Annotated in this window: 9 protein-coding genes and 1 tRNA gene; 8 read left to right on the top strand and 2 right to left on the bottom strand. The window is 36.9% G+C overall.

What is annotated here, in order from left to right:
* Positions 1 to 28: 28 nt before the first annotated feature.
* Positions 29 to 1660, bottom strand: a complete 1632-nt coding sequence (locus ACY2V1_RS05075; RefSeq protein ID WP_461833709.1) for a sensor domain-containing diguanylate cyclase — start codon at positions 1658 to 1660, stop codon at positions 29 to 31.
* A gap of 384 nt (positions 1661 to 2044) precedes the next feature.
* Between ACY2V1_RS05075 and ACY2V1_RS05070 the strand changes: the two genes are divergently transcribed.
* The 8 genes from ACY2V1_RS05070 (at position 2045) to ACY2V1_RS05035 (ending at position 9147) form a co-directional block, all read left to right on the top strand.
* Positions 2045 to 2116: transfer RNA gene (locus ACY2V1_RS05070), tRNA-Val, on the top strand.
* A 62-nt stretch (positions 2117 to 2178) separates the two neighbouring features.
* Complete coding sequence (gene thrS / locus ACY2V1_RS05065; protein ID WP_461833708.1) at positions 2179 to 4116, top strand: threonine--tRNA ligase; 1938 nt, start codon at positions 2179 to 2181, stop codon at positions 4114 to 4116.
* Complete coding sequence (gene infC, locus ACY2V1_RS05060; RefSeq protein WP_461833711.1) at positions 4100 to 4633, top strand: translation initiation factor IF-3; 534 nt, start codon at positions 4100 to 4102, stop codon at positions 4631 to 4633. Before thrS ends, infC begins: the two co-directional genes overlap by 17 nt.
* A 27-nt stretch (positions 4634 to 4660) precedes the next feature.
* The gene (gene rpmI, locus ACY2V1_RS05055; protein ID WP_459878575.1) at positions 4661 to 4855 is read left to right on the top strand and encodes a 50S ribosomal protein L35; all 195 of its coding nucleotides are present in this window, start codon (positions 4661 to 4663) and stop codon (positions 4853 to 4855) included.
* A gap of 33 nt (positions 4856 to 4888) precedes the next feature.
* Positions 4889 to 5239, top strand: a complete 351-nt coding sequence (gene rplT / locus ACY2V1_RS05050; protein ID WP_461833707.1) for a 50S ribosomal protein L20 — start codon at positions 4889 to 4891, stop codon at positions 5237 to 5239.
* Positions 5240 to 5243: 4 nt separating this feature from the next.
* A complete protein-coding gene (pheS, locus tag ACY2V1_RS05045) occupies positions 5244 to 6302 on the top strand; it encodes a phenylalanine--tRNA ligase subunit alpha (protein ID WP_461833706.1) in 1059 nt (352 codons plus the stop codon).
* 86 nt (positions 6303 to 6388) lie between these two features.
* On the top strand, positions 6389 to 8794 hold the full coding sequence (gene pheT / locus ACY2V1_RS05040; RefSeq protein ID WP_461833705.1) for a phenylalanine--tRNA ligase subunit beta: 2406 nt from the start codon (positions 6389 to 6391) through the stop codon (positions 8792 to 8794).
* Between the two features lie 38 nt (positions 8795 to 8832).
* Positions 8833 to 9147 (top strand): MerR family transcriptional regulator, encoded by a 315-nt coding sequence (locus tag ACY2V1_RS05035; RefSeq protein WP_461833704.1) that lies wholly within the window; start codon positions 8833 to 8835, stop codon positions 9145 to 9147.
* Positions 9148 to 9222: 75 nt separating this feature from the next.
* Here ACY2V1_RS05035 and ACY2V1_RS05030 read toward each other — a convergent pair whose 3' ends face one another.
* Positions 9223 to 12423, bottom strand: coding sequence for a DEAD/DEAH box helicase (locus ACY2V1_RS05030; protein ID WP_461833710.1), 3201 nt, complete (start codon positions 12421 to 12423; stop codon positions 9223 to 9225).
* Positions 12424 to 12479: the final 56 nt, after the last annotated feature.

Here is a 12479-nt window from a genome sequence, read left to right as displayed (position 1 = left end):
AGATAATCCTTTATTTTAAAACCAAGTTTTACCTCATGCATATATATTCTTTCCTTTTTTTTCTTCTCTGTTTTTCAAGATACATGGCGTTATCAGCATCCCTAAACAACTTATTGTTCTCTAATTTATTGTTTGAACTTACAGCATATCCCATTGATATACTTATCTTAAATTTTTCTTTTTTATTCTTATTAAATTTAGAAATTGCATCATTAATCCTTGAAATGACTTTTTTTACTGCCTTTTCATCACTCTTTGGCAATATTATCCCAAATTCGTCCCCCCCAAGCCTTGCCACAACATCTGATTTTCTGACACAAGATCTTAATATATTTGCACAAGACTTGATATATTCATCACCCACCTTATGTCCGAAGGTATCATTTACATATTTTAATCCATCAAGGTCAGCAATAATTAAAGCCACAGGAAGACATCTACTATTTTCAAGTCTGTTAAATTCTTCTTCAAAATAGTACCTATTATACAGACCTGTCAATGGATCGTGGAAACTTATAAATCTCAATTTCTCTTCCAGTCTTTTCCTTTCTGAAATATCCAATAAAGAGGCCAAAAAATTTCCATCTGGCAAAAGAGTTACTATTATCAATACATCTTTCTTATTTTTATTTCTGTCTATAAACACAAATTCATACATTGAAGGTACACCTTCTGGATCAATTTGTCTCTTTTGTTGATATTCTAACATCCTGGGTAGATCTTTCTCATCAACAAATTTAGTCCATTCAAGCTTTCCTGTTATTTCTTCTCTATTGTAGCCGGATAATTCCTCAAAGGCCTTATTGGCATCAACTATTTTATATCCATCAACTATTATTGTAGGTGACGCTGATCCCTCAAATAGTGTCCTGTAATATTCCTCCCGTTTTTCTAACTCTTTTTTTATCTCACGTTCCCTAGTTACATCCCTAACTATCCCTCTGAATCCTATTTTTTCACCTTTTTCATTGTACATTAAATCAACAGAGGTCTCAACAAATATCTTCTTTCCTTTCTTACTCTTAATCTTCCAATCAAAGAATGTAACTGGCTTTCCTTCCCTATATACCTTATTGAAGACTTTATAGACCTTCTTTGCATCTCCTGGCTCAGAGTATTCTCTGTTGTTCATCCCAATTAGCTCTTTTTTTGGATAGCCAAACATCTTTGCCAAGGCCTCATTTACATATAAAAAGTTTCCCGCAATATCTACTTCAAAATATCCAAGATTTGATGTCTCTAAAACTCTACGCAAAGACTCTTCGTGTCGCTTTAGTTCAATTTCCATCTTTTTCCTGTCTGTAATATCCAGTACTTGTCCCAAAATACATACTTCACTACCGATATCGACCAGAGAAAAATGACCTTCCATATACATTTCACGTCCATACTTATCTATTGCCTTGAACTCATATTTAGGAAGGGCCCCCTTTTGTCTAAATCGTTTATCAACCTGACCAAGCATAAATTCTCTAAATTCTGGATGGACTAATTTCGTCCATTCCATATTTAAAAGCTCATCTCTACTATACCCAGTTATTTCACAAACCTTTTTGTTAACGTACCTAAAAAATCCATTCGTGCTCACCAGGTAGATGGCCAGTGGTGAATTTTCGGCCAGAGCTTCAAAATCTGTAAATTTTGTTTTTCTATCTGACATGCTTTTCTGCTTTTTTTTTAATTTTACACTTATAACCTCTGAGCTAAACTCGCCGCTAACCTACTGTAGCGGTTTAGAAATCAAATCCAGGCTCTTGTTCGGCGGAGAATGTCAGCGGAGAATGTCAGTAAACAAAATATTTTTTAGTTAAATTAGTTCAATATGTCAATAATCCCAGAAATTTTATTTTAGCAAAATCATTGCCCTTCAACAGTGATTCGTGATTAGTGATTGGTTATTTGTAAATAGTGATTAGAATATTCAACTTACAAGTCACAAATCACGATTCACGACTTACAATTCACCATTCCCAAATCACGAATTACGAATCACGAATTTACCCTTGACACGTATAAAATTTAGTGTTTAATTAGCACAGCTAATAGGCGCGTAGCTCAGGGGGAGAGCACTTGCTTGACGCGCAAGGGGTCAGGAGTTCAAATCTCCTCGCGCCTATTTATGTAAATAGGGAGGCTTGAGCCAGGCCTCCCTATTTAGATTTTTAGGGAGGTAAAAAATTGCAAATTTTTATAGATAAAAATAGCGTGGAAGTTGAAAAGGGAGCCACTATATTTGATGCTTTAAATAAAGTCTATTCAAAAGGAAAACTGAAAAATATCATTGCCTGCAAGGTAAATGGAATACCAGCAGATTTATCTGATACAATTGATACAGACGGTGCAAAAATAGAACCTATTTTAATTAATTCACAAGAAGGTCTGGAAATATTAAGGCATTCAACTGCCCATCTAATGGCTCAAGCTGTAAAAAGACTGTTTCCAAACGCAAAGGTTGCAATAGGCCCTGCAATTGAAGATGGTTTTTACTATGACTTTGATGTGGAGTCTCCATTCACTCCTGAAGATTTAGACACAATTGAAGAAGAGATGGAAAAACTTGCTCAGCAGGACATAAAGATAGAAAAGAAAATTCTAGATAAAAACGAGGCAAAAAAGCTCTTTCTTGAAAGAAATGAGACATACAAGCTAGAATTACTAGATGAGATAGAAGATAACAAGGTATCTGTATATATCCAGGATGATTTTGTTGATCTGTGCAGAGGTCCACATGTACCATCAACATCATATATAAAGGCATTTAAACTCCTCTCTATTGCTGGGGCTTATTGGAGAGGAGATGAGAAGAATAAAATGCTCCAGCGCATATATGGAACATCATGGCCCAGCAAAAAGGAATTAAAAAAATATTTAAACATGCTGGAAGAAGCCAAAAAGAGGGACCACAGAAAATTAGGGGTTCAATTAGATCTTTTTAGTTTTAGCGATGAAGTGGGTCCAGGTATGCCCATATTTCATCCAAAAGGCGCCCTTGTGAGGACTATTTTAGAAGATTTTGAGGTAAAAGAACATTTAAAAAGGGGATATCAGCTTGTTAGAGGGCCGCAGCTACTCAGGAAACAACTTTGGGAAAAATCTGGTCATTATGACAATTATAGGGAAAATATGTATTTTACAAAGATAGATGAGCAGGAATATGGATTAAAACCCATGAATTGTTTGGCCCACATGCTCATCTATAAATCAAAAATACGTAGCTATAGAGACCTGCCAATCAGGTATTTTGAGCTGGGAAAAGTAAACAGGCATGAAAAATCAGGTGTACTCCATGGACTGCTAAGGGTGAGAGAATTTACCCAGGACGATGCGCACATAATCTGCAGACCAGACCAACTCTTGGATGAAATCGTAAATATCTTACAATTTGTGCAAGACGTAATGACACTTTTTGGTTTTAAATATGAAGTGGAAATATCCACAAGGCCAGAAAAATCAATTGGCTCTGATGAAGATTGGGATAGGGCAACTAAAGCACTTCAACAGGCATTGGAACATATTGGCATGGAATACGGAATATGTCCTGGAGAAGGGGCATTTTATGGGCCCAAAATAGATGTTAAATTAAAAGATGCGTTAAATAGAAAATGGCAATGTGCCACAATCCAATGTGACTTCACTCTACCTGCCCGTTTTGATCTCACATATATTGGTGAAGATGGCAAAAAACACAGACCAGTCATGCTTCACAGGGTGATTTTGGGTGCAATAGAGAGATTTTTGGGGGTACTCATAGAACACTATGCAGGAGCCTTTCCAACCTGGCTATCACCTGTTCAGGCAAGGATATTAAATATAACAGATGAACAACTTAACTATTGTGAAAAAGTTTATAATAGGTTAAGAAATGCTGGTATTCGAGTTGAAATGGATTCTAGAAATGAAAAATTAAATCTAAAGATACGCGAGGCGCAACTGGAGAAAATTCCATATATATTGGTTGTTGGAAACAAAGAAGTAGAGGATGAGACAGTAAATGTAAGGCTTAGGGGAAATAAAACCCTTGGGCCTAAAAAAATAGAAGAAGTGGTAGAGTTAATTAAGAAAGATTGCATGGAACCTTTTAAAAGGGGAGGGATGAGCTATAGCTTCGCCTGTTAAAGCAAGACGGAATGAACAAATTAGAGCACCTAAGGTGCGCGTAGTGGATGCCTCTGGGAAACAGCTTGGTATATTAGATACAAAGGAGGCACTCAATTTAGCCTATGATCAGGGTCTGGATTTGGTGGAGGTTGCTCCCCAGGCAGATCCGCCAGTATGTAAGATAATGGATTATGGTAAATATGTTTACCAGCAACAAAAAAAGGCTCAAGAGGCCAAAAAAAAGCAGGTCCAGGTTCAATTAAAAGAAGTTAAATTAAGGCCCAAGACTGATGACCATGACCTGAACACCAAAATGAACCATATTAAACGTTTTTTAAATAAAGGTGATCGTTGTAAGGTCTCTATCTTTTTCAGGGGCAGGGAAGTAATACACAAGCATCAAGGTGAGGAGATGTTAAAGTACATTATTGAAGAGCTTGAAGATATAGCCAGAGTTGAACAGGGGCCAAAATTTGAGGGTAAAAATATGTTTGTTATCTTTGCTCCAAAGGCCGCAAAGGGTGCAAAAAAATAATGCTAAAATATATTTAGTGGAGGTCATATGCCAAAATTAAAGACACATAGAGGTGCTGCCAAAAGGTTTAAGGTAACAGGATCTGGAAAAATTAAGAGGAGAAAAGCATATCACAGTCATATCCTGACAAAAAAAAGTGCCAAGAGGAAGAGAAATTTAAGGAAACCAGCACTTGTGGATTCAGCCAATCTAAAGGCAATAAAAAGAGTGTTGGGCATATAAAACTTAAGACACCAATTCTGGAGGTATAAATAAATGAGAGTTAAGGGTGGATATGTTACAAGGAGACGCCATAAAAAGCTTCTAAAGATGGCCAAGGGCTTTAGAGGAGCTAGAAGTAAGGTATATAGGGTAGCAAAAAACGCTGTTTTTAAGGCCCTTACAAATTCTTATGCACACAGAAAGAAAAGAAAAAGGGATTTTAGAAGGCTCTGGATTATGAGGATTAATGCTGCTGCTAGAGAACATGGCCTCTCATACAGCAAATTTATTTATGGATTAAAAGAAAACAACATTGAGTTAAATAGAAAGGTGTTGGCACACATGGCCACTAATGACAAGGAAGGTTTTGCAAAATTAGCAGAAATAGCAAAAACAAAGGTGTAAAAAATTGGCCAGAAACTTAAAAAATTTTTTGGATAAATTAGAATCTATAAAAAAGAGTCTATCTGAAGAAATTAATAAAATTACTACATCTTCTGAGTTAGACCATATCCGTGTAAAGTTTCTGGGTAGAAAAGGGGAGCTCGCTAAGGTAATGAAGGGACTCCCCCACTTACCAAATGAAGATAAACCCGAAGCAGGAAAAGTTGCAAATAAAACAAAAAATGTTATAACAAATCTAATAGAGCAGAAGCAACGGGAATTAGAAGAACAAGGAGCAAAAAGGGGACTAATAGACATTACCCTGCCTGGAAGAGAACAATTTATTGGATCTCTACATCCTATTACAATAACTATTCAAGAAATTTGCTCAGTATTTAAATCACTGGGCTTTGAGATTGTCACAGGACCTGAAATAGAAACCGACTTTTATAATTTTGAGGCCTTAAACATCCCAAAAGATCATCCTGCCAGGGATATGCAGGATACCCTGTATATTTCTGAAAATATACTTTTAAGGACCCATACATCGCCCCTGCAGGTAAGGACAATGTTAAAGACCACTCCGCCTGTTGCAGCCATTGCACCAGGAAAGGTGTACAGGAGGGATTCAGATCTTACCCATTCCCCCATGTTCCATCAAATTGAGGGATTTTTAGTTGATAAGGATGTAAATATGGGAGACCTTAGGGGTACACTTACATATTTTGTTCAACACATTTTTTCCAGTGACACAAAGGTCAGATTTAGACCGAGCTTCTTCCCATTTACAGAACCCAGCGCAGAGGTTGATATAAGTTGTGTAATTTGTAATGGTTCTGGTTTTGTAAATGGGTCACCTTGCAGGGTGTGTAAACAAACTGGGTGGGTAGAAATCCTTGGCTGCGGTCTCATAGATCCTGAAGTATTTAAAGCAGTATCCTATGACCCAGAAAAATATTCTGGTTTTGCATTTGGACTAGGGGTTGAAAGGGTGGCAATGCTAAAATATGGGATCAATGACCTTAGAATATTCTTTGAAAACGACATAAGGTTCCTTAACCAGTTTACAGACTTTCCTGTGTAAAACACCTAAATATGCATAAGTACAAATTTTACTTACTCTCTTAACTTTAAGAAATAACTGTTAAATCCTCATATAAAGGATCAGGTATGTATCTAAGTGTCAAATGGTTAAAAGAATTTACCCCATATGATGGAGATATAGATAAACTTGCCCATGTGCTCACAATGGTAGGGCTTGAAGTTGAAGAAATATTAAATCCCTTTGAAGAAATTGAAGATATAGTCGTCGGTTATGTAGCAAAATGTGAAAAACACCCAAATGCAGATAAACTAAAGGTGTGCAAAGTTGATATAGGACAGGGAGAACTTTTACCAGTTGTTTGTGGCGCACCAAATGTGGCAAAGGGACAGTATGTTGCTTTTGCCCCTGTGGGTTCAACCCTTCCAGGGGGATTCAAGATAAAAAAGGCAAAATTAAGGGGAGAAATATCCCTTGGAATGATCTGTTCAGAAAGGGAATTGGGACTGTCAGATGATCATTCAGGAATAATGGTATTGGACTCAGTGTATGAACCAGGTACAAAATTAATTGATGCCCTAGATTTGGACACAAAAGTATTTGATATTGGAATCACTCCCAATAGAGGGGACTGTTTAAGTGTTCTTGGAATAGCCAGAGAGGTCTCTGCATATTTTGACCTTCCTTTAAATTTACCAAAGACAAATATTGAAAAAGTAGAAACAGACAAACTTGCACATATTGATATTGAGATTCAAGACCCTGAAGACTGCCCCCTTTACGCAGCAAGAATAATTGAGGGAGTAAAGATAAAACAAGCACCTTCATGGATGAGATATAGATTAGTTGCAATGGGACTAAGGCCAATTAATAACATAGTTGATGTTACAAACTATGTTTTATTAGAATTTGGTCATCCTTTACATGCCTTTGATAAGGATCTGCTCAAAGGTAATAAAATACGCGTAGCAAGACCAGATAATGAACTAAATTTCAAGACCTTAGACGGACAAGAAAGGGAAATTACACAAGAAGACTTACTTATCTGGGACGCAGAAAATCCCGTAGCCCTTGCTGGAATCATGGGCGGGTACGACTCTGAGATAAACAATAACACCAAAAATGTCCTTCTTGAATGCGCTCTATTCAACCCATCTAGGATCAGAAGAACAGCCAGGAGACTGGGTATCTCCTCTGAGGCAGCATACAGATTTGAAAGGGGAGTGGATCAACTAGGAGCAGACAGGGCAATTGATCGCGCAGCATATTTAATAGCCAGATTTAGTGGTGGATCTATTTTAAAAGGTATTATAAAGAATGAGCCTAAAAAATTCCAACACAAATCCATATTGTTCAGACCAAAAAGGGCAATCTCATTGCTCTGTATTGATGCCAAGACTGAATATTGCACAAATATACTAAGGAGACTTGGATGCCAGATAACTTCTGTCGATGACGAAAAGGTCAAGGTGATTCCTCCAAGTTTTAGGCTTGACCTGGAGAGAGAAATTGACCTTGTTGAAGAGGTAGGTAGGATCTATGGACTTGAGAATGTCCCTGCCACTCTGCCACGAATTTCCAAATCCTTTGAAAAATTACAAGTATCTGCAGGTGCAGATTACAATTTTTTGTGCAAGATAAAACAGTGGGCAAGGGGAATAGGGCTGCAGGAATGTATTACCTACAGTTTTGTTGACAAGGACGAGCTCATCAGTCTTGGAGAAACAGAGGATAAGATGGTGCCTGTTGCAAATCCCTTATCCAAAGACCAGGACACAATGAGGACATACACAATAACAGGTCCACTCAAGGCGATTAAAACCAATGTGGACAGGTTAAATAGAGATCTCCACTTTTTCGAAGTTGCAAAGTCCTTTATACGGCATGAGAAAAGTGAAACTGGGGTGTTGGAAAAAAATAGACTGGCAATTGCCCTATACGGTAAAAGAGAACCAAACCATTGGTCCAGTGATGTAAAACATGTTGATTTTTATGATATAAAAGGCATTGTTGAACACCTCTTCTCTACACTTAATCTTAGATCTCAATTACAATTTAAGAAAACAGAAAAATATCCATTTTTAGATATTCAGGCAGAGGTGTACCTAGACGCCACGCATGTTGGATTTATTGGGTCATTACAAAATAAATTAAAAAAGTCCTATCATATAAAAAGTGATGTATATGTAGCCGAGTTGTTTTTAGACGAAATTTATCAATTGGTGGAAAAAAAGAAGATTAAATTTAAAAATTGGTCAAAATACCCACCAGTCTATAGAGACATGACCATTGTGTGCCCAGAGGAACTCACATACGAAATTATTAAAAATACATTGGAACAGAGCAAATCAAAAATATTGGAACAAGTTAATTTAATAGATCTATACACACCCAAAGACAAGAACGAAAAAAGGATAACCCTTAGAATGACTTACAGACATCCAGAAAAAACACTGACAGATAAGGAGGTTGACAAAGTGCATGGAGAGCTCGGAAAATATATCCTAGAAAAATTACCAGTCAGATTCCCTTAATTTGTTAGGATTAAATAAATATGTTTGGGTGAAGTAGGATGGAAAAACTAGGCCGCAGATACTACAAAATAGGTGAAGTGGCCAAAGTTGTAGGTGTTGAGCCATATGTACTCAGATTCTGGGAAGGAGAATTCAATCAAATAAAAACTATTAGGACCAAGGGGGGTCAGCGCCTATATCCAAGGGAAACAGTAAGTACCATATTAAAAATAAAACGACTGTTGTATGACAAGGGTATGACTATAGAGGGTGCTAAGAAAAAATTGATGGATGAGGAGAGATGGAATCTGGCCATTAAAGAAATCAAAGATGGCTTAATTGAGATAAAAAAAATGTTGTGTTTGGGAGGCTAGAACTGACGCAAAAGTATATATAAAAAAGGCTCATCTGTTGATGAGCCTTTATCCTTCTTGAGTTTTTCCCTTTATCTAAATCTCAAATAACATCTCAAGGTCTTCTCTTGTCAAAGACCTCCAATGATCCTGGCCTGGAATTATTGCCTCTGCAACACCCTTTTTCTTTTGCTGTAGTTGCAAGATCTTCTCTTCCACTGTATTTTCGCATATGAGCTTGTAAGAAAACACTTTCTTTGTCTGGCCTATTCTATGGGTCCTGTCTGTTGCCTGGCTTTCCACTGCTGGATTCCACCATGGATCATAATGAATTACATAATCAGCAGCTGTTAGATTAAGACCAGTACCTCCTGCTTTTAAGGAAATCAAAAAGATTGGAATTGATGGATCATTATTGAACCTCTCAACTTGTTCAAATCTGTCTTTACTAGACCCATCAAGATAGGCAAATGGAATTTTATTCATTTGTAGCCACGCCCTGATAATGTGCAACATCTGTACAAACTGAGAGAACACAAGAACTTTATGCCCATCTTCAATTATCCCTGTTACTAAATCCTTAAATGCCTCAAACTTTCCAGAAGGCATATTTGTATTTATACCTGGCATATCTAACTTGAGCAGCCTTGGATGGCAGCATATCTGTCTTAATTTTAATAAGGCATCCAATATGGACATCTGCGCCTTTGCAAGTCCCTTTTCCTCTACATTTTTTAGCACCTGTTCTTTTAATCTCTTGGCCAAAGCTGCGTAAAGCTCTTTTTGTTCGTCGATTAAGGCTGCATAGTATACATGCTCTACCTTTGGTGGAAGTTCCTTTACAACCTCTTTCTTGGTTCTGCGCAGGATAAATGGCTTTACCCTTGCCCTTAGGTAATTTAAGGCCTCTTCATCTCCATCCTTAATGGGTTTTACCACACTTTTTTGAAAAGAATGCTGAGAACCCAAAAATCCAGGCATCAAAAATTCAAATAAAGACCAGAGTTCAAATAGATTATTTTCTATTGGTGTTCCAGAAAGACACACTTTAAACTTTGTTTTTAGTTTCCTCACTGACCTTGCTGTAATTGTATTGGGATTTTTTATATTCTGGGCCTCGTCTAATATAATTGAACTATATTCATATTTTAACAAGTAATCTAAATCTCTTCTGATCAAAGCATATGTGGTAAGTACTATATCCATGTGTGGTATCTTTTTAAACAGAGGCTCTCTTTTTGCACCATAAATCACCAATGTTTTCATATGGGGTACAAATTTCTTTATCTCCTTTTGCCAGTTGGGAAGCACAGAGGTAGGTACAATTATTAAATTAGGGCCACTTCCACCCTTTTCCTTCACGTGCTGAAGTAAAGCCAGGGTCTGCAAGGTCTTACCTAAACCCATTTCATCTGCTAAAATTCCGCCAAAACCATATTCTCTTAAAAAGTTCAAAAAGCTAACACCTTGTAGCTGATATGGACGCAATGTGGCATTTAGATTTTTTGGATGTTCTATCTGTTCTATTTTCTCAAAGTTATGTATCCGTTCCTTTAGACTGTTCCAAAATGTATTGGATTCTACTTCTTCAACTTCATCTATGATCTTATCTAAGACTGGGGCTTCATACTTCTTAAACTTCTTCTTAGGCGCTGATTCTGGATCCATCCCCATGGACTGTAGTTTATTTTTCAACCTTTTTAACCATGAGTCAGGAAGGCTGGCATATGACCCATCTTTTAACTGAATATAGCGTTTACCTTGGGTCCATGCCTTCCAGATCTTGTCAATGGGAACTTTAAAATTGTCATATTCCACTTCGAGCTTAAGATCAAACCAATCCTGATTTTCTCCCTCTGTATCAATGGTAGCAACAATCTTTGGTTTTATATGACGCACTTTAAATCTAGAGAGATTTTTTTCACCATAAACCCTATATTTTTCCACTAATTGAGGATAAAAATCCAAAAGAAAATTAATGGCCCCTTCTGGTTCCAAAAACCAAATAGAATTGCTTCTTGTCTGAAATCCCATGTCTATCAATTTATTAATAAGTTCTTCTTCTGCCTTCTGATCCCTCCTTATCAAATATGAACGCCCCTCAAATGTATAACTTCCAGTTTGGAAACTTGGATTTATCTCTCCAACTATCACGTCGCCATGCTCGGTCTCGTAAACATTTTGGATGGTCAATGTGAGCAAACTACCCTCTTCGTCCAAATAGATCTTGGGATTATACTTAGCAGATACAAAAATTGGCTTCATCCGCTCTAAAAATTCTTCTTGGCCATACAAATCTGATGCATGGATCTTGGACCACACTCTGTCCAAAAATTCTGATAACTCATTATGATGAATTATAGGGGGGTCCTTTACAAGTTTCATTATAAGATTTGAATCCAATGTGGAATACACGGGATAAAATGTTTTCTTCCACATAACCCACATGGGCACTTGACCGTAAATAAAAATGTCATCTTTAGTTATTGAAAAAGGAATCTTGTCTTCATGGCTCAACAACACATCAAAACTCAACCCATCTTCAGACAAAATTGGTTTGAGTTGAAGTCTCAAACTCTGGGTAGTGATTCTAACTGGGATATCTGTATCCTGCCAAAATAAATAGAATTCATCTTTAATACTCCACAAAAACCAGGTTATAAGACCAGATGGAATCTCCACCTTATGTCCTAAATAATCTAAATATTGTCCTATTTGAAGGGCCACATTTGGAAGATCAGAGGAAATCTCACACCACTCTGGATTGTTAATAATCTGCTCCAATGTTACTGGATTTTGCACCTTAGATAGTCCTGATTTATTTTGCCTTGCCCTAAAAAAAGATACCATCAATCTTTTAGGTTCGGGATAAAATCTGAAGATTAAATAATTGTTCCCAGGTTCTGGTTCTGGTGCTGACTGGAAAAAACTTCTAAAACACTGTTTCCAATCTGTTCTAGGGGTGGGTTGCTCTTCTTTACCATTCTTAAAACTCTTCAAAAGAGACAAAAGTACAACACTTACATGTGAGCACACTCCAGAAAACGAATCTGTACAATTACAAAAATAGGTCAAAGTACCATCTCGAAGATTTATCCCTATCTCTGGGTTAAATATCTGAAAATCTTCACCCTGAACTATTCCTTCAATGTCCCAATATTCATCTCTAGTTTTTAGATCAATCTTTTCAATCTTAGACATTATTGAACTGGCAGTCTCTTTAATATAATCAGGAATAGACTCGTTGATAAAAGATTCTGTTATTTCCACAACCCTTTGTTTTGCCTCATTATCCACCTTTTCCATTGACATGCTTCTCACCTCAAAAACATAAAATTTTTCAAAAAAAATAT

This window comes from Desulfothermus sp., from assembly GCF_053993635.1.
This window is presented reverse-complemented; position numbering and strand designations above follow the sequence as displayed.

Excerpts from the sequence above, each read along its gene's own strand:
- rplT (WP_461833707.1), top strand. The coding sequence starts at position 4,889 with ATGAGAGTTAAGGGTGGATATGTTACAAGGAGACGCCATAAAAAGCTT.
- ACY2V1_RS05035 (WP_461833704.1), top strand. The coding sequence starts at position 8,833 with ATGGAAAAACTAGGCCGCAGATACTACAAAATAGGTGAAGTGGCCAAA.
- pheT (WP_461833705.1), top strand. The coding sequence starts at position 6,389 with ATGTATCTAAGTGTCAAATGGTTAAAAGAATTTACCCCATATGATGGA.
- ACY2V1_RS05075 (WP_461833709.1), bottom strand. The coding sequence starts at position 1,660 with ATGTCAGATAGAAAAACAAAATTTACAGATTTTGAAGCTCTGGCCGAA.
- rpmI (WP_459878575.1), top strand. The coding sequence starts at position 4,661 with ATGCCAAAATTAAAGACACATAGAGGTGCTGCCAAAAGGTTTAAGGTA.